At 57.4% G+C, this 24,541-nt stretch carries 21 protein-coding genes; 13 read left to right on the top strand and 8 right to left on the bottom strand.

What is annotated here, in order from left to right:
• Positions 1-219 precede the first annotated feature (219 nt).
• Both nox and PSDT_RS04535 read left to right on the top strand, forming a co-directional pair.
• Positions 220-1,566, top strand: coding sequence for a H2O-forming NADH oxidase (nox, locus tag PSDT_RS04540; RefSeq protein ID WP_006289117.1), 1,347 nt, complete (start codon positions 220-222; stop codon positions 1,564-1,566).
• Between the two features lie 182 nt (positions 1,567-1,748).
• The gene (locus tag PSDT_RS04535; protein WP_006289118.1) at positions 1,749-2,477 is read left to right on the top strand and encodes a helix-turn-helix transcriptional regulator; all 729 of its coding nucleotides are present in this window, start codon (positions 1,749-1,751) and stop codon (positions 2,475-2,477) included.
• Positions 2,478-2,798: 321 nt separating this feature from the next.
• Here PSDT_RS04535 and PSDT_RS04530 read toward each other — a convergent pair whose 3' ends face one another.
• The 6 genes from PSDT_RS04530 to PSDT_RS04505 all read right to left on the bottom strand — a co-directional run bounded on the left by PSDT_RS04530 (position 2,799) and on the right by PSDT_RS04505 (position 8,611).
• On the bottom strand, positions 2,799-4,022 hold the full coding sequence (locus tag PSDT_RS04530; protein ID WP_006289119.1) for a PH domain-containing protein: 1,224 nt from the start codon (positions 4,020-4,022) through the stop codon (positions 2,799-2,801).
• A gap of 3 nt (positions 4,023-4,025) precedes the next feature.
• Positions 4,026-4,559: a PH domain-containing protein gene (locus tag PSDT_RS04525; protein ID WP_006289120.1), complete on the bottom strand. Its 534-nt coding sequence runs from the start codon at positions 4,557-4,559 to the stop codon at positions 4,026-4,028.
• The gene (locus tag PSDT_RS04520) at positions 4,556-5,485 is read right to left on the bottom strand and encodes an ATP-binding cassette domain-containing protein (protein WP_006290381.1); all 930 of its coding nucleotides are present in this window, start codon (positions 5,483-5,485) and stop codon (positions 4,556-4,558) included. The genes PSDT_RS04525 and PSDT_RS04520 overlap by 4 nt, the downstream gene beginning before the upstream one ends.
• Positions 5,486-5,569: 84 nt before the next feature.
• The gene (locus PSDT_RS04515) at positions 5,570-6,199 is read right to left on the bottom strand and encodes an ABC transporter permease (protein WP_006289122.1); all 630 of its coding nucleotides are present in this window, start codon (positions 6,197-6,199) and stop codon (positions 5,570-5,572) included.
• Between the two features lie 314 nt (positions 6,200-6,513).
• Positions 6,514-7,881, bottom strand: a complete 1,368-nt coding sequence (locus PSDT_RS04510) for a uracil-xanthine permease family protein (RefSeq protein WP_006289123.1) — start codon at positions 7,879-7,881, stop codon at positions 6,514-6,516.
• A 58-nt stretch (positions 7,882-7,939) separates the two neighbouring features.
• Positions 7,940-8,611 (bottom strand): xanthine phosphoribosyltransferase, encoded by a 672-nt coding sequence (locus PSDT_RS04505; protein WP_006289124.1) that lies wholly within the window; start codon positions 8,609-8,611, stop codon positions 7,940-7,942.
• A gap of 230 nt (positions 8,612-8,841) precedes the next feature.
• On the opposite strand from PSDT_RS04505, the gene PSDT_RS04500 reads away from it, so the two are divergent.
• The 4 genes from PSDT_RS04500 (at position 8,842) to PSDT_RS04485 (ending at position 15,024) form a co-directional block, all read left to right on the top strand.
• Positions 8,842-11,547: a UvrD-helicase domain-containing protein gene (locus tag PSDT_RS04500; RefSeq protein WP_006289125.1), complete on the top strand. Its 2,706-nt coding sequence runs from the start codon at positions 8,842-8,844 to the stop codon at positions 11,545-11,547.
• Positions 11,548-11,576: 29 nt separating this feature from the next.
• Positions 11,577-13,028, top strand: coding sequence for a serine hydrolase (locus PSDT_RS04495; protein WP_006290383.1), 1,452 nt, complete (start codon positions 11,577-11,579; stop codon positions 13,026-13,028).
• A 244-nt stretch (positions 13,029-13,272) separates the two neighbouring features.
• Positions 13,273-13,899, top strand: coding sequence for a 30S ribosomal protein S4 (gene rpsD / locus PSDT_RS04490; RefSeq protein ID WP_006289127.1), 627 nt, complete (start codon positions 13,273-13,275; stop codon positions 13,897-13,899).
• A gap of 225 nt (positions 13,900-14,124) precedes the next feature.
• Complete coding sequence (locus tag PSDT_RS04485) at positions 14,125-15,024, top strand: LysR family transcriptional regulator (protein WP_006289128.1); 900 nt, start codon at positions 14,125-14,127, stop codon at positions 15,022-15,024.
• Between the two features lie 14 nt (positions 15,025-15,038).
• On the opposite strand, the gene PSDT_RS04480 is transcribed toward PSDT_RS04485, so the two are convergent.
• A complete protein-coding gene (locus tag PSDT_RS04480; protein WP_006289129.1) occupies positions 15,039-15,611 on the bottom strand; it encodes an NUDIX hydrolase in 573 nt (190 codons plus the stop codon).
• 193 nt (positions 15,612-15,804) lie between these two features.
• Between PSDT_RS04480 and PSDT_RS04475 the strand changes: the two genes are divergently transcribed.
• The 6 genes from PSDT_RS04475 to mltG all read left to right on the top strand — a co-directional run bounded on the left by PSDT_RS04475 (position 15,805) and on the right by mltG (position 22,261).
• Entirely contained in the window at positions 15,805-16,500 is a 696-nt protein-coding gene (locus tag PSDT_RS04475) for a histidine phosphatase family protein (protein WP_006289130.1), read from the top strand.
• 176 nt (positions 16,501-16,676) lie between these two features.
• The gene (locus PSDT_RS04470) at positions 16,677-17,081 is read left to right on the top strand and encodes a DUF948 domain-containing protein (RefSeq protein ID WP_006289131.1); all 405 of its coding nucleotides are present in this window, start codon (positions 16,677-16,679) and stop codon (positions 17,079-17,081) included.
• A gap of 33 nt (positions 17,082-17,114) precedes the next feature.
• Entirely contained in the window at positions 17,115-17,366 is a 252-nt protein-coding gene (locus tag PSDT_RS04465) for a hypothetical protein (protein WP_006289133.1), read from the top strand.
• A gap of 174 nt (positions 17,367-17,540) precedes the next feature.
• Complete coding sequence (gene alaS, locus PSDT_RS04460; RefSeq protein ID WP_006289134.1) at positions 17,541-20,252, top strand: alanine--tRNA ligase; 2,712 nt, start codon at positions 17,541-17,543, stop codon at positions 20,250-20,252.
• Between the two features lie 13 nt (positions 20,253-20,265).
• Positions 20,266-20,796 (top strand): Holliday junction resolvase RuvX, encoded by a 531-nt coding sequence (gene ruvX / locus PSDT_RS04455; RefSeq protein ID WP_006289135.1) that lies wholly within the window; start codon positions 20,266-20,268, stop codon positions 20,794-20,796.
• Positions 20,797-20,944: 148 nt separating this feature from the next.
• On the top strand, positions 20,945-22,261 hold the full coding sequence (gene mltG, locus PSDT_RS04450; protein WP_006290387.1) for an endolytic transglycosylase MltG: 1,317 nt from the start codon (positions 20,945-20,947) through the stop codon (positions 22,259-22,261).
• 41 nt (positions 22,262-22,302) lie between these two features.
• Here the strand turns inward: mltG and PSDT_RS04445 are convergent, their stop codons facing one another.
• On the bottom strand, positions 22,303-22,878 hold the full coding sequence (locus tag PSDT_RS04445) for a peptidase (protein WP_006289137.1): 576 nt from the start codon (positions 22,876-22,878) through the stop codon (positions 22,303-22,305).
• A gap of 563 nt (positions 22,879-23,441) precedes the next feature.
• Here PSDT_RS04445 and PSDT_RS04440 point away from each other — a divergent pair.
• Positions 23,442-24,521, top strand: a complete 1,080-nt coding sequence (locus PSDT_RS04440) for a shikimate kinase (protein ID WP_006289138.1) — start codon at positions 23,442-23,444, stop codon at positions 24,519-24,521.
• Positions 24,522-24,541: the final 20 nt, after the last annotated feature.

Genomic DNA, 24,541 nt, shown 5'->3' with positions numbered 1-24,541 from the left:
TAAGACGGGAGGAAGCCCCGGCGAAAGAGGTTGATGGACCCCCGGATAGTCCGGTGAATCGATGCACGCATGGAAGCGACCATCGGAAAGCCAGGGAAAAGGGTAGGAAGCGGTGGGGATCCGAGGGTTGGTCCTGCGCGGGATTCCTGCTGGCAGCATAAAACCATAGCCTCTGGCTTCGCTAAGATAGGACTGAATCCCTCATCCAAAGGAGGAGTCATGGGACAAAAAGTGATCATCGTCGGAGCGAACCACGCCGGAACCGCCGCAACGAACCAAGTGCTGGCTCTGGACCCTGAAGCTGACGTGCATGTTTTCGACAAGAACAGCAATATCAGTTTCCTGGGTTGTGGGATGGCCCTGTGGATAGGCGGCCAGATCAGCCATGGGGAAGGGCTGTTCTACTCCAGCAGGGAGAAACTCGAAGAGGCCGGGGCCCACGTCCATCTGGAGGCTGAAGTAACTTCAGTGGACTACCGGGGCAAGAAGATCCATTTCCGGGACAAGGATGGACTCGAAGGGGAGGAATCCTATGATAAACTGATTCTTTCCACAGGTTCCTCGCCCATCATCCCCCGCATACCAGGCATAGACCTTCCTTATATACAGCGCGCCAAGATCTTCCAGGACGCCAGCAAGGCCGTCAGACAGATTAAAGAGGACGGGTCCATCACCAAAGTGACCATCGTGGGAGCCGGATATATAGGTGCCGAACTGGCTGAGGCCTACCAACGGGTGGGGAAGGAGGTCACTCTCATCGACGCCTTGGACAGGATTCTCGGCACCCATTTCGACCGGGATTTCTCTGACGTCATGGCCGCTCGGCTGCGGGAGCATGGAATCAAGCTCGCCCTGGGGGAGAAGGTCGAGCGCTTCGAGGGGACCGACCGGGTGAAGACCGTGATAACCGATAAAGGCAGCTATCAGACCGATTTAGTAGTCATGTGCATTGGCTTCCGTCCGAATTCCTCTTTGGCCGGGAAGGATTTGACCCGTTTCCGTAACGGAGCCATCCTGGTGGATAAGCACCAACGCACCAGCCTGCCCGACGTCTATGCTGTCGGCGACTGCTCTACCGTTTACGACAATTCGGTGCAGGCGACTTCCTACATCGCCCTGGCCACGAACGCAGTCCGTTCCGGTCTCATCGCGGGGATGAACGTGGCCGGCCGCCCTGTCGAGTCTTTGGGGGTTCAGGGATCTTCCGCCTTGTGCCTTTACGGCCTGCGCATGGTATGCACGGGGCAGACCGTGGAGACGGCGGCCCAGAGCGGAATCCTGGCCCGAATGACGGAATTCGAGGACCGGCAGAAGCCGGCTTTCATGGACGAGGCGGGGCCGAACCCCACCATCCGGATCCGTATCGTTTACCGCGAAGACAACCATCAGGTGATCGGCGCCCAGCTCATGGGTGAATACGATATGTCCGCCACCATCCATATGTTCTCTTTGGCCATACAGGAGAAGGTGACCATCGAACGCATAGCTCTCTGTGACTTCTTCTTCATGCCTCATTTCAATCAGCCGTATAACTACATTACCATGGCTGCGTTGAAGGCCCTTTAACGCCTTTTTGAAAGTTCAACGCTGAAAAGCAGGGGGGCGGATGGAGTCCGTCTCAGGGGGAGTCCTTGTCAGCAGCCAGGGATTCCCCCTGATCATTCTGTGAGTAAAAAGTCGGGGGGGAGCACAATGTAGAAGGAAATTTGTGATGTAACAAACGGACTTTGCGGAGAGGAGGCGCGGCTTTGCATGGAATTAAGGGGAGCAAAGCGGAATCAGTGACGGAGAAAATGGAAGTGTCCCTCATCGCTGTTGAATATGATAATCGGATGAGAGCTGCTTTACGTGAGGCTTTACAAGTAAGTCGTAATATAAGCCTTCTCCATGTAGCTTCAACGGTTCAAGAGGCTATCGAGTGGTGTCGGTCAACGCCATTCGAGGATTTCGATATGGTTTTGCTTGGAGGGACCCAGCTGTCTTATGAGGAGCTGAAACGGTCCATCGATTTATTCGGCGGTTCCCATGGATTCGCGGTGGATCTGCTCCTTGTCATGAGGTCTTTCAACCAAAATTTGGTTGTTTCTGCCCTGTCCCTGGGGATACGAGGAATCCTTATGGAGAATGTAAGCGCTTGCACGATTCATGCTGCAATCTGGAATCTGAGAAGATTCGGAATGTATTTTTCTCCTCAAATTGTCAGTCACCTTTTGTCGTCCCACGGCGTTCGGCTTAATGACCCTGATTATGATGATCTGTCCATAAGACGTCAATTCGAAACGCTGACGGAGAGTGAGAAAAGAATCGCGAAACTATTGGCGGAAGGTTTGACGAACAAAGAAATCGCGGAGAAGCTGGTGATGGAGAATTCATCGGTTCGGTCTTCCATCAGCCGAATGCTTAAAAAGCTCGACATGAAAAACAGGACGGAAGTGGTCGCGAATTGGTATAAATCTAATATGGATTTTTTCCAGTGAAATCCGCGCGGGATGCATCCATGAATGCACTGATGATCGATAAGATGCTTTTCGTTTTGCTTTGTGAAAATGAGATAACATGGAAACGACGCGTATGGCTTGATTTGAGGCATATCGTCAGAAGAAGTGGTTTATGCTCTCCCCAGCCGATGGTGGAAATCCTTGTACTATGTATTTCGTTCACAGATAGGAAATGGTATTTCCTGTTGACCCAGCCTTGAGCGATATAACAAAAATTCGGGTTATCCACATTGACCAATCCGTACTGTAAAGAAAGACGGTTTATGCAGAGGTAAAGGAAAACGAGGCCAAGAAGGGCAACTACCATCCAGAATTCCCTGAAGAAGTAGATAAGAAAGAGCACGGACAGGATTCCGGTGATGATGATCGCCAGGGGAATGGCGAGAGGGTTCCTTTGGTTTTTTGTTTATCAAAGACGTGGGCCATCGTCGCCGAAGAAGGAATCGTTCCCAGAAATCTTCGTATGGTCTCGGCGCTTTCCAAAGGCATGAGGCAATAATTGCTTTTTTCTTCATGATTTCCTCCAGCCATCACCGATAATTGATAACGTCCAGTCAGGCGCATCAGGATGTTTTGCGAAATCATAATGGAATCAATACTGGAAGAGGGAATGAAATATTCTTTCTTTTCAATGAGGCCGGCGGTATAAGAGTATCCGGTGGCGAGAAGTCGAACTTCAATCCTTGAATATTTAATCCAGGAAAGGAAAGTTCCATAGCCGAGGCCGAGGAGAATCGTCATGACGATGATGGCGATCTTTTCGTTTGTCGGAATCGATGTGAAGAAATTCAGCTGATGTATGATATCTGTATCATATTTTTGCCGAAAAATAATCGTCCTTGCAATAGGGAAAAGGGTTGGTATAAGAATTATAAATTGCGCATAGGTGAATCCGATGAGGAAATAATCCCTGAGTCTCAGTTTACGGGTAATCCGTTGAGACTTTGCCTTAGCTTTTGCGCTGTCCTCAACCATGGATGATTCGACGAAGGAATCTTGAGATGGAAGAGCCTTCGAACCGTTCGACGCTGCTTCCGTTCTCGGTCGATTCTCGCCTTTACCAAGATTCATTGCCTTGGAAGAAACGGAAGAAACGGATTCGCCGATCAATTTCTTTATTCGTTCCAATTGAGTATGTGGTATGGCATAAAGTTTGATTTCCCCGGTTGAATCCGTCATTTGCGAAAGAGTCGCGCTTGATAGGTGTTTCCATTGAAGAATGGGATCCGCTGATTCGGAAACGAACTTGATGTCCTTCCATGCAACCTGGATTTGCCGTTGTGTGATGAAACCTTTGCGTAGAACGAGACCGGTATCCGTCACCTGATATCGCGTCGTCAGCCAATCATAGAAGAGGAGATAAAACCGAGTGAAGAGGTAGTAGAGCGAGATGACTTCCAAAACGACACGAGCGGTACCATGAAAAGCCAGGATGCTCGCCATCAGTCCGGCGATGGCGGTCGCAGACGAGAAGGCATGATGCCAGAGCCTGCTTAATATCAGAAAAGGGCTGAATTTTTCCACAGGTCAGACGTTCCTTATACGACTGTTTTTTGTAATGATCAAAGAAGTGAGTCGATCGGCATCATCGATACTTAGATAGGGCAATGATACTTCTTCTGTTGTTGAAGTGATTTTCAATTTTTCCTGGTGGAATAGTCTGGAAAGAGGGCCATTCGATTTTTCGATGAGCGTGATGCGATTAATGGGAATCATTTTCAGCCTCTCGAAAAATTTCCCTTCATGAACAGTCAATGAATCATCCGTAATGGAGATGAAAGTGAATAAAATCCGGCGAGGAATCAGGTAGAACAAGTCATAGAGGGTCAGCAGGAAAACCACGATGAACCAGGGGCTTAAGGCCGCTAGGTCCGTGGAAGGGAACCAGCGAAAACGGACAAGGGTGATGACGACGAGGATGACCAGGGCGAAGAGCACCGATTCAAGCGAAAGGCGTACTCTTCCATTCCTCGGAAATCTGAAGACAGGGGAGTCCTGAAGTTTGATTGATGCGAAGATGCCAGACGTCTCCGACATATGTTCGGCCATTTTACCGGTCACCCTTCCTCCGCGGTGCTTCTGTTCAGCAGCTCGAAATAAATCGATTCCAAGGATGCATGCTCCAAGGCCAGATATCGAAGAGGAGCTCCAGCTTGCTCCGCATAGGCGAAGATGTCCTCGGGCTGGGTTTGCTTGCAGATGAAGGTGAAATCGTTTGGTTGGTTCTTCCCCAGCTGGTAAGGCTGGGCTTCGATTTTTTTATCCGCCAGAAGGGCGAGGAGGCGGCTGGGGTCTGAAACCGTGGTGAAAACCGTAGCGCGGGAATTCTGCAGGTTTTGCAAGGAATCGAATTTCTGGATCCGACCTTGATTCAGGATCGCTACATGGCTGGCTGTGATCTCCATCTCGCTCATCAGATGGGAAGATAAAAGGACAGTCTTGCCGGCTTGGGCAAAGGAAATGAGGGAATCGCGCATCCAGGCGACTCCATCGGCGTCCAAGCCATTGATTGGCTCATCGAGGATGAGCAGATCCGGGTCGGCCAGGAGGGCCAATCCCAGGGCGAGGCGTTGTCTCATTCCCAAGGAGAGTTGGGATACCTTCCGGTCCGCGCTTTTATCCAGGGAGACCTTTTTCAGGATCGTATGAGTCGACCTTTGCGGAACGGGAAGGTGGAGGCGGGAGGCATGGAGGAGAAGCAGGTCATGGCAGCTGAGACGGGTGTCTAGCCACTCGGGGTTCAGCATGGTCCCCACAGTCGTCACGGGCTGAGGTAAATCACGATAAGCCTGCCCGTTGAAAGTCACCTGCCCGTGATCCGCCTTCAGAAGGGAGCAGATGATGTTCAGCAGGGTGCTTTTGCCGGCTCCATTCGGACCAAGCAAACCGACGATCTGGCCGGGACGAACGCTGAAGGAGATGGAGTCCAAGACCTTCCTTTTCCCATAGGATTTTCCGACATTCGATACATTCAAAGTCATGGTCATGCTTTATACCTCCTGAAACGCACAGTGCCGGCGACTTGGCAGGCGAGTCCCCAGAGGAAGAGGATGAGCAGGCTCGTCGCCCACTTATCGCTTGGCGCTAGATGCACGGTCACGTAGGCCGGGGTGGCCGTCAGCGTCTTCTGCATGAGGGAGGAACTGAAGACGCCCGAAATCATGGATAATACGGGGATTCCCCCACATGATCCCAAGATAAGCGAAGATGCTTGCGGCTGTGGTCGTCAAAAGAAAACCGATTCCGGAACCTATCAAACAATAGATGAGGGATGACATGAGCAGGAGGAAGAAACTCAAGAGGAGCCTGGAAAAGGAGGGTTGCAAGGCCCGCCGGTTCATAGCGAGATTGAGGATTTGGACCAGCCCATAGTTTGCCAAGCTTGCGACGACGGCCGTGGCGAGAGACAAGAGGCAGAGGGAAGCGATACGGGAGACTTGTATCTTCCACCTGCGCGGGTTGGCGAGCAGATCGTAAGTCATGGTTCCATGCGAGAAATAACCCGAAATGGCTATCGCGGCGAAAATCCCGAAGAAGAAAGGAGCCATGTCGTCTCCGGCGACCAGGTCGGGGGAAATCGGGCTTCCGGTCTTTTCCCCAAGGAAGGTCCCGACGCCTGACAAGATCTTGCTTGCGAAGGCGAGCAGGAGGAGGATCCATGACGATCGCAGGGTGAGGAGTTCTCTCAGGTGAGTTCTCATTTTTCGCTCATTTCATCATTTCGGCAGTGGTAAATCGGAAATCATAAATCGGAATTCATAAAGCAAAATCGTAAAACGTAAGTTAGTGACCTCTTCCCGATTTTAAACGCTTATTTTTAATCGTAAACAAGAGTAACATGGGTGGCCGAAAGAGGGCGTATCGTGCATGCCATTTAACAATGGTATCGACGATATCAATAGTGCATAGTCATAATGATTCAGCTGACGATTCCCACCGTGAATTTCTTACGATGATAGGTGATATCCGACTTACGGTGATATCCATATTCAGAATGACAATTCCTGATGCCCTTCTACGCTTTGCCATCCTCTTTCCGGTCTTCGCCTTTCCTTCCGTCCTCTTTCTGTCGGGGGAGGACCCAGGAGAGGATCAAGGCTACCACGAAGGCGATGGCGATGGCGTTGCTGCCGAAGATCTGCTGGATCAGGGAGGGGGCGTACTTGAAAATGTCAGGGACCTGGGTGAAGCCGATCCCCATGGTCAGGGATAGGGCGACGATGGTGATGTTCCGTTCCGAGAAGCCGGCGCGGGCGATCATCTGGAAGCCGGAGACCACGATATTGCCGAACATGACGATGGTGCAGCCTCCGAGGACGGCTTGAGGCAGGGAGTTGAAAACGGCGGCGATGGGCGGGAAGAAGCTGGCTAAGACCAAGACCCCGGCTCCGGAAAGGATGGCCCGGCGGTTGACCACCTTGGTCATGGCGACCAGACCGATGTTCTGGGCGAAAGAGGTCAGGGGCATGACGCCGAACAGGCTAGCCATGGAAGAGATGAGACCGTCTCCGGCGATGGCCCCGGCCGTCTCCTTGGACGTGGGCTCCCGGTCGAAGCCGACATCGGTCAAGGCGGCGGTGTCTCCCAGGACTTCCACCGCCGATACCAGGTAGAGCAGGGCGAAGGAGATGATGGCGCCCCAGTCGAAGACCGGTTTGAAAGGCAGGAAGTGAGGCAGGGAGACCGGGCTGAGGTTATGGAAGGAGGAGAAGTCGACCTTATGCAGAATCAGGGCCAGGATATAGCCGACGACAAGGCCGAAGAGGACGGACAGCTGCTTGGCCGTGCCTTTGGCCAGGAACTGGAAGCCCAGGCAGCAGATTAAGGTGACGGTGGCGATGGTGATGTTCTGCCCGCTGCCGAAATCCTTGGCTCCGTCCCCGCCCCCGAAGGATTTGGCCCCGACCGAAAGCAGGGAGAAACCGATGGAGGTGACCACGACCGCCGAGACGATGGGGGAGATGGCCTTGCGCCACCAGGTGGCGGTGAGCCCAAGGAGGACTTCGAACAGGCCTCCGACCAAGACCGCCCCCATGACGGCCCCGTAGCCTTGTTTGCTGGCTATGACCGCGGCCGCAGCGAAATAAGTGAAGGAGATGCCGGCAACCATAGGCAGGCGGCTACCGATCCGCCCCCAGAAGAGAGGGAAAAGCTGGAGGGCGGTTCCCAGACCCGCGGCCAGGAGACCACCTTGGATGAGCCATTGCTGCTCCTGGGTGTTCATCTTCGCCACGCCGGCGATGAGGAAAAGCGGGGTCAAGTTGGCCACGAACATGGCCATGACGTGTTGGAGGCCGAAGGGGATCCCCTTCCAGAAGGGGAGCTTGGCGTCGAAATCGCGCAAAGCGGCAGCTGTATCGACTTTCTGGCCGGAATCCGCCATGTCTTTCCTCTTTCCTTGGTGGCTCTTCTTTGGTTTCTTCCCTTCTTGGTTTACCCGCTTACTCGGCCGGCGAGTTCGCCGCCGCGTTCGCTTCCGCCAGGATCTGGTTGGCCTCTTCTCGCATCTGCGGGGTCTCTTCGGCCGTGCGGGTTTCGCTGAAGGTGATCTCCCCGGTCTCGGGATCCATGTTACTCACGTTCGCCAGAGACTCCACCCGGTAGCCACGGGCGCGCAAGGCGTCGCCTCCGCCTTGGAAACCCTTCTCCACGGCGATGGCGAAACCGACCACATTGGCTCCGGCTTCCTCGCAGATGGACAAAAGGCCGTTGAGGGCGTTTCCGTTCGCCAAGAAGTCATCCACAATGAGGATGTTCTCCCCGGGGATGAGGAATTTCTTGGCCACGATGACGGGGAATTCGCGTTGTTTGGTGAAAGAGTAGATGGAGGTGCAATACTGGTCGCCGTCGAGGTTGATGGACTGGGCTTTCTTGGCGAAGACCACGGGGACGTTGTTGAAATACCTGGCGGCGCAGCAGGCGATGCCGATGCCGGACGTCTCGATGGTGAGGATTTTATCGACTTTCACGCCTTTGAAGAGGTGGGCCCATTCCGCCCCCATGGCGTCGAAGAGGGCGACGTCGCATTGATGGTTCAGGAAGGAATCCACCTTCAAAACGTTACCCGAGCGAACCAGACCTTCTTCTCTAATACGATCCTCTAGTAATTTCATAATTCCTCTGAAGTGATAAAGAAACAGGATAGAGTGAACTTTAGTCAGATGAACAGACGAGGAAGGGCGGTTTTCTTAGCATTCGGACCGGTATGCATACCGATGGGAAGGGTCCGGCGGCAGGCGGGGAGAAGGTTTTCCACTGGCGATTCTGTGCCGCCCTTGTGGTAGAAAGGAAGGCCGAAGCGGATGCTGTCCGTGGCCGGAAAATCATTGAATGAGGATGTGATATGGGTTACAAGTACAAGAATCAGAGCTTCAAAAAGTCCGATTCCCGGACTTCCGCTCAGGCGACCGGCCCACGGCCATCCTTTGTTTCCGGATCATTCGAGGGGGAAGGGCTTGCCGAGGGGAACAAGCCGGTGAGCGCCCAAAGCCTCTTGGCCGGCCTCAACCAGCAGCAAGCCCAAGCAGTGCAATACCAAGGCCAAGCCTTGCTGATCGGTGCAGGGGCAGGTTCGGGCAAGACCCGCGTCCTCACCCGCCGCATCGCCTGGGCCCTGAGTCAGTGGCACGCTTATCCCAGCCAGATCCTGGCCATCACCTTCACCAACAAGGCGGCCCGGGAGATGAAGGAACGTCTGGGGAGCCTCATCGGACCGGTGGCCGAGACCATGTGGGTCTCCACCTTCCATTCCGCCTGCGTGAGAATTTTGCGCCGTCATGGCAAAGACATCGGGCTCAGCTCCGGTTTTTCCATCTATGACACGGCCGATTGCCAACGCTTGGTCAAGCTGATCTGCCAGGACTTCAACATCGACTCCAAGCGGTACACCCCTCGGGCGGTCTTGGGCGCCATATCCGACTGGAAGAATTCCTTGGCCACCTGGAGGCAGAAGCTGGACGAGTTCGCCCCTGACTTCCACCCCGGCGTCCCCACTCATTCCATAGGCGACATGGGCAAGGCGGAACGGGTGTTCGCCATCGTCTACGCCGAATATCAGCACCGGCTCGGCTTGGCCAACGCCGTCGACTTCGACGATCTGATCATGAGGACGGTCGAGCTCTTCTCCACTTCGCCTGAGGCCCTAGGCTATTATCGGCATCGTTTCCGCTACATCTTCGTGGATGAATACCAGGACACCAACCATGCCCAATACCAATTGGTGAGGGCTCTGTCAGGGATCGATGAAGAGAAGGACCCCTCGGGCCGGCCTGTCTCCGGCGACCCCTTGGCCTGGGTGACCGTGGTCGGGGACTCCGACCAGTCCATCTACGCCTTCCGCGGCGCCGATATCTCCAACATCCTGGATTTCGAGAAGGACTTTCCTCAGGCCAAGACCATTATGTTGGAACAGAACTATCGGTCCACCCAGACCATTCTGGATGCGGCCAACGCCGTCATTTCCAGGAACGAGAACCGTAAGCCGAAGCGTTTATGGACGGCCATGGGCCAGGGGGATAAGATCGTCGGCTTCGCCGCGGACAACGCCCAGCAGGAAGGCCAATGGATCGCCCAGGAGACCGCCCGCTTGGTGGAAGAGGAGGGGTACGCCTACTCCGACATCGCCCTCATGTACCGGGCCAACGCCCAGTCCCGGTCGCTGGAAGAGGCCTTCATCAACGCCGGGATCCCTTATCAGTTGGTCGGAGGGACCCGCTTCTACGAGCGCAAGGAAGTGAAGGACGCCATCGCTTATCTGCAGTGCATCGTGAACCCGTCGGATGACGTCAATATGAGGCGTATCCTCAACGTTCCCAAAAGGGGGTTGGGGGCCCGGGCGGAAAGTATGCTCAACGAGTATGCGTCCGACAACGGCATTACTTTTTGGCAAGCAGCCGAACAGGCCGGGCAGATTGAGGGGATGACCTCCCGGACCCTTAAGCCCCTGGCCAAGTTCCGCGAAGTCATGACCGACCTGCGTCGGTTCGCCGAGGAGAACGACTCCCATCCTTCCAGCGTCGTGGCCCAGGTCTTGGACCAATCGGGTCTGGTGGACGAGTTGAAGCAGTCCTTGGACCCGCAGGACATGACCCGGGTGGACAACCTTTCTCAGCTGCAGTCGGTCGCCGCCGAGTATGAGCAGAACACGCCTGACGCCACCGTGGCCGGTTTCCTGGAGACCACGGCCTTGGTGACCGACTCCGATTCCCTGCCGGATGAAGGGGAGGACCGGGGACAGGTCACCATGATGACCTTGCATACGGCGAAAGGCTTGGAATACCCGGTCGTATTCCTCACGGGCATGGAAGAGGGGACCTTCCCGCATTCCCGCAGTTTGGAGAACACGGACGAGCTCTCCGAAGAGAGGCGCTTGGCTTACGTGGGCATCACCCGGGCCCGTCGCCGGCTTTATCTGACCCGGGCTTCCATGAGGGCCCAGTGGGGGAACCTGCAGGATTTCATGCCCAGCCAGTTCCTGGACGAGATTCCTGGAGAACTCATCGAGTGGGAGCGCAAAGAGACCAGTTCCGAACGCATCCGCAGCCGATGGGAGGATGATGGGGATGAGTTCTCCGATGGATTCTCCTTCGACGATGACGACTTCGGCACCGCTTTCGGTTCGTCCTCTTTCCCTTCGTCCTCCCCGCGACCTTTCTCTTCTTCGAAGCCGGCATCTTCTCGGTCGGCTTTTCCTCATTCGTCTTCCTCCCACTCGTCCTCCTCCTACCGGAACGGACGGGTCAGCACCCAACGGTTCCTCAACGGATCGAAGGGGTCGCGCCCGACCCGGTCCTCCTTCGCTAAGTCGGGCATGACCTCCTCTTCCAGTGGAAAAGCATCAAGCGGAAAATCGTCAGGCGGACAGACTTCGGCCCCCCGTCTGACCGCGGCGCAATTGGTTGTGGGGGACAAGGTGATCCACGATCAGCATGGTCTGGGAACCGTGGTCGCCGTGCAGGACAAAGGCTCCAATTCCATAGCCACGGTCGATTTCGGGTCGGCCGGGGTCAAGCGGCTTCTGCTCCGTTTGGCTCCCATAGAGAAGCTCTAGGAGGCGCTATGAGACGGATTCGCTCTCGGATGACTCTGACGGCTTGGATGACTCGTGGCTTGAAGCGGTGGATGCGGTCGGCCCGGGCCCTTTTGGCCTCGGTCATGGTCGTGATCGTCCTGCTCCTTGCCTCCCGTTTCCCCCTCGCCGCCTCCGCCGCGGAGACCAGTTCCCCCTCCACCTCTCATATGCCTCATGTGGCGGCCGCCCACGCTTACGCCATCGAATACCAGACCGGCCGGGTCCTGCTGGATCAGGATGGGGATGAACCGGCGGGGATCGCGTCCATGACCAAACTGATCACCCTGTATCTGACTTATAAGGCCGTCGCCCAGGGGAAGCTGACCTGGTCCACGAAGGTTCATGTCTCGGATTATTCCTATCAGGTGGCCACCAACCCTTTGACCACCTCGGCTGACATGTCCCGCAGGGAATTCACCGTTTCTGACCTGGTCAACGCCGCCATGCTCCCATCGGCCAATTCGGCCGCCATCTCCCTTGCCGAGCGGATCGGAGGCTCGGAACCGAAGTTCGTGGATCTGATGCGGGCCCAAGTGCGGGCCTGGGGGATCACCGACGCCCGGATCTACAACGCTTCCGGCCTCAATAACTCCTTCCTGGGGTCGAACATCTACCCGGGGTCGTCCTCCAAAGCGGAGAACGCCCTGTCGGCCAAAGACATGGCCATCGTCGCCTGGCACCTGATCCACGATTACCCTTCCATCCTGACCATTTCCAAGAAGACACAGGCCTCCTTCGGCGGCAAGACCATCTCCACCACCAACCATATGTTGCCGGGTGAAGAGGCCGCGTACCCAGGGGTGGATGGCCTCAAAACAGGGACGACCGATGAGGCTGGGGCCTGCTTCACCGCCACCGCTCTGGTCAAAGGGATGAGGGTGATAGCCGTCGTCCAGAAGGCGGACAAGGCCGATGCCGACCCCCTAGCCCGGTTCAAAGCCATGAAGACCCTGTTTGACTACTGCTATCAGGCTTATCGGATGGTGATCGTGGTCAGCCAGGGGAAGCAATACAAGGGAAGCACGGTGGCCGTCCAGGATGGGCAGGAGAGGTCGGTCATCGCTGTAGCCGACCGGGATTGGACCCTCTGCCTGTCCACGGAGCAAAGGGCCGTCTTCCGCAAGGTCTCCCTAGGGAACGCGGAGGGGTCGAATCGTTTACGCCGGATGGGGCTTCCCGTCTTCCGGCCGCGGACCAGCCCGGTTTCCGCCCCGGTCAGGAAGAACCAGATCCTAGGCGTATTGACGATCGAGGATGACGGTTCCTCGCCTTCCTCCAGTGGGAAAGGCCGGGTCAGCGCCCAAGGCGCGTATCTGGATTTGCAGGAGGGGAAGACCATCTCCCTGGTCGCCCAGAAAGAGGTGAAGAAGACACCCGGATTTTGGGAGCGGGTTGGTGACGGCATCCGGAATGGGTGGAATTCCTTCCGTCGGACGGTCGTCTCCTGGTTCCGCCGATGAGGGTGGTGATCCCGCAGGGTCTTGGCGGAACTTGGTAGAGCTTGGTAGAGGCCTGCGACTATAGTAGGCCTTCGTGTCTGCGGCTTGCCGCAGGCACCTCTGAGGCCATAGCCCATCAACGGATCGGTCCTGGAACCTTGGTTTCCTGGGATTGTGCGGAGACACAGGAAGCGTTGGAGCGGCCCGGCCTAGGCGAGGCGACAGCTTCGCTTGCGTATAAACAACGACAGATTGGAATTGAATTATGACTAAGGTTCAGCGTGCACGCCGTCAGGTGCGCCTTTCCCGCGCCCTCGGCATCGCTTTGACCCCCAAGGCCCAGAGCCTGTTCGAAAAGCGTCCTTATGGACCCGGCGAGCATGGCCGCGACCGCCGTCGCGCGGAGTCCGATTACGCCGTGCGTCTGCGTGAAAAGCAGCGTCTTCGTGCCCAGTACGGCGTTTCCGAGAAGCAGCTGCGCTCCGTTTACGAGCGCGCAACCCGCGCCTCCGGCCAGACCGGTACCTCCATGCAGGTTCAGCTCGAGACCCGTCTCGACGCCTTGGTCCTGCGTTCCGGTTTCGCCCGTACCACCGCTCAGGCCCGTCAGTTCGTGGTGCACCGTCACATCCTCGTTGACGGCAACATCGTCGACCGCCCTAGCTACCGCGTGAAGCCCGGCCAAACCATCCAGGTCAAGCCGAAGAGCCAGACTATGGAGCCTTTCCAGGCTGCCGCCGAAGGCGTCCACCGTGACGTCCTGCCTGCGGTCCCCGGTTATCTGGACGTCAACCTGCCCTCTCTCAAGGCCACTTTGACCCGTCTGCCTGAGGTGGAGGAGATCCCCGTCCAGGTGAACATACAGTACGTGGTCGAGTACTACGCCCGCTAAAGCCTTACCCCGGTGACTTCCTCGCAAGGGAAGTCGCGGTCGCTTTTAGTCTTCAGGCCTCAGGAATCCCTGAGGCCTTTTGTCATTTCTCATCTCCTTCCTCTACTTCCTCCGGTCATCCCGCCTCCTCGGTCATTCCATGTTCTCAGGGGTGGGCATGTTCGAAACCTGAATATAATATGGATGATATTCCTCGGAAAAATGGGACAAAAGGCATGGTGGCTTATGGAACTTCGGGTTTTGGAATACTTTTTGACCGTCGCCCAGGAGGGGAGCGTCTCCGCGGCCGCTCAAGTCTTGGGGTTGACCCAGCCCACCCTTTCCCGTCAGTTGATTGACTTGGAGAAGGAACTGGGGGTCACCCTTTTCAAACGCGGCCATTATGGCATCACCCTGACTCCTCAAGGGATGGCCCTGAGGCAGAAATCCGAGCAAATTGTCGATTTGGTGCATGAGGCCCAGGACCAGGTCTCTTCCGCCGGCGACCTGCCGAGAGGGGAAGTGGGCATCGCTTGCTCCCAGACCGGGGCTTTCGGCCTGCTGGCTCAGGCCATGGCAGAGACCCGACAGGAATATCCGGACATCACCTTCAAGGTTTCCTGGGCCGACGATTACGGCTTGGTCGGCATGCTCAACGAAGGTTTGGTCGATTTCGCCCTTTTATCCCTTCCGCCCGCATCCGAGGACTATGATTCCCTGGCCCTCCCTTATCAAGACAAGTGGGGCCTGCTCATGAAGGCCGATGATCCTCGGGCCAAGGAAGGGGAAGGGATAGCTGGGGGAGAGCTCATGAAGCTTCCCCTTCTGGTCTCCCGTCAATGGGAGGAATCTGCCGGTCTCCGCCTGCCTGGGCAGGGGCAGGCGCGGCGTAAGAAGATGGACATCATCGCCACCTACACCGTGGCTTCCCAGGCTGCGGCGATGGTCAGGGCCGGCTTGGGTTACGCCTTGATCACAGAAGGGGTGGCGAAAGATTGGGTGGAGGACGCCCATTCCGGTCTTCGCTTCACGCCTTTGAAGACGAACCCTTCGTCCCAGCCGTCTCTGATTTGGCTGAAAAGAAGAGACCAGCCAGCCTCGGCCTCTGCCTTTCGTCAGAAGGTCAAGGAAATCTGCGCCGCTTAGTTCGGCTAGTTCGGTTAGTTCGAATGAATCAGGTTCTTCCACCACTGTTTCAGGTTGAATTTGGACTCCGGCTTGGCCAGGGTGCAGGTGAAAAGAGTCCGGGAATCCCCAAGAACCGTGCGTGAAAGGTATTGTTGCACAAGACGCATGCGTTTTTTGGATACTTCTGACAGATCGTCAGGTAGCTCATTGGTCTTGAACCAACCCACTTTCAGGCTTTCCTCATCGTTGACGAAAGGTTCGGAGTTCCCCTCCCTCTGCACTTTGCAGAAGAAGAGATGATCCATGTAAAGGACTTGGTCCCCGTTGGTGTAAACGATCGGGTGGTCATCGCTCTCGACAGAGACCAAATCGGTGGGAATGCAGTCCACCCCGGTCTCTTCCTTGACTTCCCTTACCACCGTGTCCGCAGGCTGTTCCCCTGGCTCCACGATGCCCATGACCAAAGACCATTTCTTGGTGTCCGCCCGCTGGCCCAGAAGGATACGGCCCTCGTTGTCCACCACATAGGCGGTCGTGCCCGTGAGCCAGAGGCGCTGATGTCCGATGTGTTTGCGCAGGTCGAGGATGAAATCTGGAGTCGTCATAATGCATCCATCCTAGTCCCCGCCTCTTACAATCAGTTTCACGGAAAGGTTCGCGAAGAGCCTGTTCCTTGGCCCTCGACGGGCTCCTTTTCCTGCCATGCGGAATCTTTTTTCTCCGCCTGCAGGATGATTCTTTCCGCCTGGTCTGAGATTTTTTCTGCATGTGCCGTGGAATAGTGGAATAATGGAGGGCATGCTTTTACATATGTACATAGTGCGCCACGGGCAGACCTATTTCAACCGGTACAACCGTCTGCAAGGATGGTCGAATTCGCCCCTGACCCAGGCGGGGATCGATGACGCCCACAAGGCGGGGGAGAAGCTGGCCCAGGTCGTCTTCTCCGCCGCCTTCTGTTCGGACACCACCAGGGCGGAACAGACTTTGGATATGATTCTGGGAGACAATGACAACCTGAAGGGGAGCGACGGAGACCGCCTTCCCAAGGTCGTCGATCCGGCCTTCCGCGAGCAATTCTACGGTTACTTCGAAGGCAAGGACATGAACGAGGCCTGGTGGGCGGCAGGCGCTCCCCATGGTGCCCCCTCCTACGCTTCCATAGTCAACAAGTTCGGCCTGGCCGCCAGCCGCGATTTCCTCAAAGAAGCGGACCCCTTCCATGACGCCGAGTCGGACCAGGAATACTGGGGCCGTATCGATTCCGGCTTCTCCCTCATCGCCCATACGGCCCAGGAATCGAGGCTGCCAGACGGGGCCAATATCCTGCAGATCTCCCACGGCAACACCCTGTTGAGCATGATGAACCGTTTCGCCCCGGAGGGCTATGACTTGTCGGTCCGTCCGGCCAATGGGTCCGTCACCCGATTCGACTTCGACACCGCGGCCGATCGCTTGGAAGAGGCCATCACCGTCGTTTCCTACAATCAGTAAGGCGTTTCAACGAACCTGCGCCCGGCGAAGGGACAAGCCCGCGAAGACGATCGACCGACGCGTGTAGTCAAGGCATGCTAGGGTAGAACCTATCACATTCGCCAGAGAGCAAGCGCTGGAAAAACAGGGGCCCCTTCGTGGATGAGGCGGGGATCCCCGGATGGAAAGAGGTCATTATGGACGCTGGTCAGATTGCCGGACTCATCGCCGCGATCGCTTTTGCGATTTTGGCGGGATTCATGATTTATCCTTTGATTCGCTTGGGCAAGCTTTTCGACCAGATCTCCCAGACGGTCAAGGACGCGGGGGACCACGCCGTCCCGGCTTTGGACGAAGGCGTGGATACGGTCAAGAAGGTCAATCAGTCGTTGGACGACGCCAACTCCATGACCGGGGCCTTGAGCACGACCACCAACAACGTCTCCGCTTTGGCGGATCTTTACGGCTCCATCTTGGGCAAGCCCATCATCAAAGTGGCTTCCGCCTTCTATGCGGCCAAGCAGACGGTCTTGGACTTCGTCAACTCCAAGCGGGGGGAGCATGATCCCCTCAAGCAGACCGCCGATTCGCAGCAGGATTAAGGTCCTTGGCTCACGACCCGAAAGGTATATGATATGTTCAAAAGGATTTTCTGGTTCGGATTGGGCTTCGCGGCAGGCGTGGTGACCGTGGCCAAGGCCAACTCCTACGTGCGCGACCATACCCCGGACGGGGCCCGTCAATTCGTCCTCGGCCCCGACCAGGACAATGTCGCCATGCGCACCTTGTCCGGTCTTTTCAATGATTTCAACGCTTACCGCAAAGACCGCGAGAGTCAGCTCAACCAAGACTATATAGCGAAATTCGCCAAGTCCAAGTCCGAATAAGCGGTCCAATCCGTTTCGATGGCAAGGTCGGCCCATCGGGCCGGCCTTTTTTCGCTGGGACCGTGAAGGGGAGGCAAACTATCAGTGGGCTGGGATACAATCGAACCTTGTGAATGAGGCAGCCCCTGACGGCTGGCCCGCGACAGCTTAGGTAAGTCCGCAAAGGAGACGCGCATGCGCACATCGGAAATCGCCAAACGATTTGTGACCTATTTCGAGAAGCAAGGACATCTGGTCATGCCATCGGCCTCCCTGATCTCCCCCAACCCCACCACGCTTTTCACCATCGCCGGCATGGTCCCCTTCATCCCTTACCTCTTGGGCGAGCAGACCCCGCCTTCGCGCCGGATGACCAGCAATCAAAAGTGCGTGCGCACCTTGGACATCGACGAAGTGGGCAAGACCACCCGGCATGGCACCTTCTTCCAGATGCTGGGCAACTTCTCCATCGGGGATTACTTCAAGAAGGAGGCCATCCATTACGCCTGGGACCTGCTGACCTCCCCCCAGGACCAGGGCGGATACGGCTTCGAGAAAGACAAGCTCTGGGTGACCACCTACACGGACGACGAAGAGGCCCGGTCTTTGTGGAAGACCGAAGGCATGGATCCCGAGCATATGCAGGTCTTGGGCATGGAAGACAACTTCTGGACCACCGGCGGCCCCGGCCCCGGAGGTCCCTGCACCGAAATCTATGTGGACCGCGGCCCTGAATACGGCCCGGACGGAGGCCCCATCGCCTCCGAAAGCCGCTACATCGAAATCTGGGACCTGGTTTTCGAGAACTTCGAAGTCGACAACGTCAAATCCAAGACCAACCTGCACATCGTGGGCGAACTGGCCAACAAGAACATAGACACCGGCATGGGACTGGAACGCGTGGCTTATCTGCTCCAAGGCAAGCAGAACATCTACGAGACCGATGAGATCTTCCCCGTGATCGAAGAGGCGGAAAGGCTCTCCGGCCGCAAATATGGGGACGACCCCGAGGATGACGTCCGCTTCCGCGTGGTGGCCGACCATGTCCGTTCCGCCCTCATGATCATGGGCGACGGGGTCCGGCCTAGCAACGAAGGTCGTGGCTATGTGCTGCGCCGCCTGATCCGCCGCTCCATCCGGGCCATGAAGATGCTGGGCGTGGAGCAGGAGGTCTTCCCCCATCTGCTGCCTGTCTCGGAAGCCCAGATGAAGCTCAGCTACCCTGAGCTGGAATCTTCCTTCGCCGAAGTCAGCGAGACCGCTTTCGGCGAGGAAGCCGCCTTCCGTCGCACCTTGGACCAGGGGTCCACCATCTTGGACGTGGCCATTTCCCAAGCCAAGAAGGACGCTTCCGAAAAGGGCCAGGAACAGCCGGTCGTATCCGGCAAGGAGGCCTTCACCCTTCACGATACTTATGGTTTCCCCATCGAACTGACCACCGAAATTGCCCGGGAACAGGGCGTGGGAGTGGATGACCGGAGCTTCCGCGAGCTCATGGCCGAACAGAAACAGCGCGCCCGGGCCGACGCTTTGAAAAAGAGGCATAACGTGGACCTGAGCGTCTACGACGACGCCAAGAAAGCCCTGGCCAAGCCCATCGAATTCACCGGTTACAAGGAATTCTCCAGCCGCGGGACGGTCCTCGCCATCATCGACGAGGAAACCGGTTCGGTCCGGTCCGCTTCGGCCCCGGCCACGGTGGAAGTTATCCTGGACCGCACTCCTTTCTACGCCGAGCAGGGAGGCCAGATGGCCGACTACGGCGAGATCGAAAGCGACCAAGGGGCCGTCCTGGAAGTGGATGACGTGCAGAAGCCGGTCAAAGACCTATACGTGCAACATTGCCGTCTGACCGAAGGCAGCCTCACGGTGGGAGACCAGGTCTCCTCATCCATCGATGTGGACCGCCGCATCGGCATGACCCACGCCCATACCGCCACCCACGTCCTTCATAAGGTCGTGCGCGAAGTCCTGGGGGAGAAGGCGACCCAGTCCGGATCCGTGGTCGATCCCGATCGTCTCCGGTTCGACTTCCACTGGTCCAAGGCCTTGACCCAGGATCAGCTGGGGCAGATCGAAGCCCGGGTCAACGCCCGCATCCGCGACGATCTGGAGGTCTCCTGGAAGAACATGCCGATCGATGACGCCTTGGAACTGGGGGCCATGCACCTGTTCGGCGACAAATACGGCGACATCGTGCGCGTGGTCACCATCGGCAATGACGGCTGGAGCCGGGAGCTGTGCGGAGGCACGCATGCCTCCCGGACCGGCACCATCGGTTCCTTCACCCTCATCTCCGAATCCTCCGTGGGGACCGGCCTGCGCCGGATCGAGGCTCTGGTCGGGGCCAAGTCCTACGAGTACAACCACCGTCAGCACCAGGTGATCAACCGTCTGGCCAATGGCCTTAACGCCCGGGCCGATGAGGTGGAGACCAGGGTCTTGGGCTTGGAAGAGAGCCTGAAAGAAGCCCAGGCCAAGCTGGCTTCCATCTATGAGCGGCAGATTTCGGCCATGATCCCGGCTCTGGTGGACCAGGCCAAGAGCGGGTCCCCGGATGCCGACCTCCTGCTGGCCATCCGCAACGTGGGGTCCTTCGGTTCCGCCGAAGCCTTGCGTAAGGCGGTGACGGACACCCGGGCCCAGCTGGGAGAGGACAAGGCGGCTGTGGTCTGTCTGGCCGGCGTCAGCAGCGAGACAGGGAAGCCGGTCATCTTCGTGGCCACGAACGAGGCCGCCCGCAAGGCCGGCATCAAGGCCGGGGACCTGGTCCGCTCCGCTTTCCAGGTCTTGGGCGGTGGTGGCGGCGGCAAGCCCGATTTCGCCCAAGGCGGTGGCCAGGACGCCTCCCGGCTGGATGCGGCCTTGAAAATCGTCGGCGATCAGGCCCAAGCGGCTCTCAGTTAGCGCCCGGCTTCCGATGAACACTTCTTTTCCTGACTTGGATGCGGAGGGCTCAAGCAAGGGCTCGGACGAATCCTCCCACCCTCAGGCCGACCGCCCTTCCCGGTCGGTCTGGCTGGGGCTGGACTTGGGCAACGCCCGCGTGGGCGTAGCCATCTCCGATCCGGAGCTCACCTTCGCCCATCCCGAAGGGAACATCAGGGTCGCCGGGGATTATTTCCAAGCCATCGATGAGATCACGGACCTCATCGATGATCATCAGGTGTCCCATGTGGTCATCGGTTATCCTCTCCAATTGGATGGGACGGAGGGAAAGTCCGCGAAAAAGGCGCGGCGGTTCAGTCTCGCCTTGGAAAAAAGGTTGGCCCTATACCAGATTCAGGGTGTGAGCCTGGAATTGAAGGATGAACGGATGACCACGGTCCGGGCCCATAGCCAGTTAATGGATGCGGGTATCGGAAGCCGCCGGCATCGGCCCCTGGTCGATCAGCAATCCGCCGTCCTCATCCTGCAGGCCGCCTTGGATGACCGCCATAGCAACAGATAATCGCCATAGATGATTGTCGTAGTTGGCAGCCTTAAATGATAGTCTGTCCCAGCTTTCGTAAGATCATGGCGAAACTCGCCAGACCCAAGTGTACACTTATTGTCGTGCATCATCACTTCGATGACCAGGATATCGCCCAGGAGGTTTTGTGTCCGATACCGATAAGGTGAACGATCCCGATGATCTGGAAGAGTTTTTCTCTTCCGCGGCGGGATCGGATCCCTCAGCAGGGGGCGACCGCGAACCGGCCGATCCTTCTCCGGCTGACCCTTCGCAGCCACCCTTGCCTCCTCACCGCAGGAGGAAAGCCGAACACGCCTTGCGCAAAGGCGAGGCCAGGGCCATGGCAAGGGGGGAAGGAGCGAAGAGGAGAAAGAAAAAGGCCATCCGTCGTTTTTTCACCGTCCTTATAGCCTTGCTTCTTGTGGCCGCGGTAGCTTTCACCGGCAGCGTGATCGCTCGGGGCATCCTCAAAGCCCGGCAAACGGCTCCCGAGGCGAGTCCGGTGCGCGACTGCTCGGATTTCAGCGGGCCGGGAGGGGCCTCGACCGCTTTCACTGTGGCCCCCGGGGAATCATCCAGCCAAGTGGGCCAGAAACTGACCAAAGCCGGTATCGTCAAGACCTCCTGCGCCTTCGATAACGCCATGTCCTCCATCGGGACCAACAAAACCGTGCAACCGGGGACCTTCGACCTGAAGAAGGAGATGAAGGCTTCCGACGCGGCAACCATCCTCGCCGACCCATCCAGGGCCAAGGCGATATTGAACATCGTCGCCGGGGATCGGATCTCGGATGTGGCGACCAAGGCCGCGGCGGCCAGCTCCTTGAGCAAGGAGGACTTCCAGAAGGCCCTGAAATCCGACGGGGAAGGGCTCCTTCCTGAGGAAGCGGGGGGAAGCTTCGAAGGCTGGCTGCAGCCGGGGACCTACGATATCAGGAACGCTTCCAGCGCGACCGAGATTCTGAAGACTTTGGTCACCGCCCGCATCAAGCATCTGGACAAACTCGGGGTTCCTACGGGGTCCGAACGGGAGGTCATCCTGAAGAAGGCTTCCATAGCGGAAGCCGAGGCCGATAGGTCCGAGTATTACAGCCAGGTGGTCGAGGTCATCAACAACCGTTTGGCCAAGAAGATGACTTTGGGAATGGATGCCATCAACGCCTACGGCTTCAACGAAAAGGGGACCGATCTGACGGCCGCCCAGCTCAAAGACGCTTCCAACCCTTATAACTCACGCATCCACCAGGGCCTGCCTCCCACCCCCATCGGGAGCCCTGGGGATGAAGCCCTGAAAGCGGCCATGAATCCGGCGAAGGGGGATCTGCTTTATTTCGTCACCGTCAACCTGGATACGGGGGAGACCAAGTTCACCGCCGACAAGGATGAATTCGCCAAGTATTCCCAGGAACTCCAGGATTGGTTGGAATCCCATCCCCAGTCCACTTCCTCTTCCTCACGATGAGCGGGTTACGCTGAGACCCGCTGAATTCCTTGTAGGTCCGGTCACAGGCCGAACGCCCGCAGAAGGATGACGACGACCGTCGCCGCGGTCAGAACGGGGACGAAGGGGAAGGCGACGGAGGCTGGAGCCTTCCTCGCCTTCATGACTCCCAGATAGATGAGGCCGATGAGGCCGACGGCGATCCACCAATAAAGCATGGCCATCCAGGAGAACCATCCGACCGACAAGGTGAGGACGAAGGTGGCGGAAGCATCCCCCAGGCCCAGGGCGCCCGGTTTGATTTTCGACATCCCATACATGAGCAAGGCGCAGATCGCCGATATGGCCACGGCCGTCCCCACTTGGGGCCATGGGGCCGGGACTTGCCGGGCCAGTTGGACCAGGGAGGATTGGACGGCCGGGCTTCCCGCTTTTCCACTTTCACTCGCCGCCGGCGAGACCGCCATGGAACGCAAATGAGAGAATTCCAAGGCGTAAGCCAGGAAAATCGCCAACTGGGACAGATAACCGATGATGACGACGATCCGGGGGACGGTCCGGGCTTTGATATCGGAAATGGACAGGACGATTCCCGTCACCAGATAAGGCAGGGTGAGGAGGGAGAAAAAAGTGGTCATAAGGTTCAATATACCTTTCTTGTGATATATCCCGATATATCACAGAGCCTTTGCATGCTGTGGCGGATGTCGAACTTTTTGCCGTTATGGGATTGGAAGGCAGGCATATGAAAAAATCATCCTCACAAGGAGGCTGCGCGCTGATGGTTTATTTTTTCCGCGAAGGCGAATCGGTTGATGCCGTGGGTATGACAGCCGGATTTTACCATGATTATGGGGGAGGTAAGGTCGGAAAGCGTAAGAGCAGAATTTTGATTTTACAATTATTGACATGTTTTCGCGCCGTACTTATCAGCCGGTCGCGCGGGTGGCGATCGATGATTGATTCACCCGGTACGAACAAAGGGATACCGTGCAGCCAGGCGTCGTCGCTTTCAACCCCGCCTTCATCGGAGGGAGAGGTGACGAGGCGTAGGCCAAGGCAATAGACCAAGGTGCAGGTGGAGGCATAGGCCAGGGATAGGCGGGCTAGGCGGGGGATAGGTGGGGTTCCTCGATAAGCAGGAGTATGATGAGGCCTTCGGAACGACGAAGACGGATTCCCCCAGGCTGGAGATGATGCGATGACTGCGAACAAGACGAAAAGAATCGTCTTCATCGGCATGCCCGGCGCCGGTAAAAGCCGGATCGGATGGGAAGTATCCAAATACCTGCAGGCCTTTTTCGCCGACAGCGACAAGGAAATCGCCAAACACGAAGGAACCACCACGGCACGGGCCTTCACGGTTCTGGGGGAACCGGCTTTCCGGCGGATGGAACACGAGGTCATCGCCGGGCTGATCGGACGGATGTGGGACTCACCCCAATCCCAAGTGCTCTCTTTGGGCGGCGGATCGGTCACGAATGAGGACTCCCGCCGGCTTCTTCAGGATTTCGCCCGATGTGGGGGACAGGTGGTCTATTTGGATACCGATGTGGATGACGCCATCGAACAGGCCACCCGTCGGCAGGAGACCAGACCGGTGTTGGGGGAGGATAGCCGGGGAGATTGGCTGCGTCTTTACCGGGAGCGGAAGGATCAGTTCCTCCAGGCGGCGACGGTCATCGTCTCCGTCAGGGGGAAGACGCCGCAGGGGACGGCCCTCACCGTTCTGGACGCCCTGGAGGAGAAGACGGCCGTTCTGCCTTTTCTCAAAGGCCGGTCCTACCTGGTGATGGGAAGGCGGGTCTTCATGCACCTGCCTCAGACCTTGTCTTCCGCCGATCCTCACGGTAGGAAGGTCTTGCTGGTCCATACCCTCGCCGCTCAGGCTGATAGCGACAAGGCCCGAGGGATCCTGCGCCGCAAGGGTTACGAGGTGATCGAGGCCAGCCTGCTTTCCTCCCAACAGGGGTTGGCGTCCTCCTGCTTGGATCCAGCCAGAGAAGCGGATTTCTGCCTTTTCGTCGGGGATCAGGACCTGTGCCAGGCGGGGATGGCCTTCATCCGCCAGCGCATGCCCGGTCTGCCTTTCCTTTTATGCCCCAGCCCTGCCTCTTGTCTGCCTGACTTGGACTGGGGCCAGCTCTTCCAAGACAAGTTCCGTCTTTTGGGGATTCTGGCGGAAAGCGACGGGCCGGACAAGGCCCAGGATGACTTGTGGGGCCGGGTCCTGGCCGCCTTTCCGCCGCAGGCCGACACCCAGGCGTGCTGCCTCTCCTGACGTCATAGATAAATGATATG

The organism is Parascardovia denticolens DSM 10105 = JCM 12538, from assembly GCF_001042675.1.
GTDB lineage: Bacteria > Actinomycetota > Actinomycetes > Actinomycetales > Bifidobacteriaceae > Scardovia > Scardovia denticolens.
The sequence above is the reverse complement of the archived record's forward strand: the minus strand, read 5'-3'. Positions and strand labels throughout refer to the sequence as shown.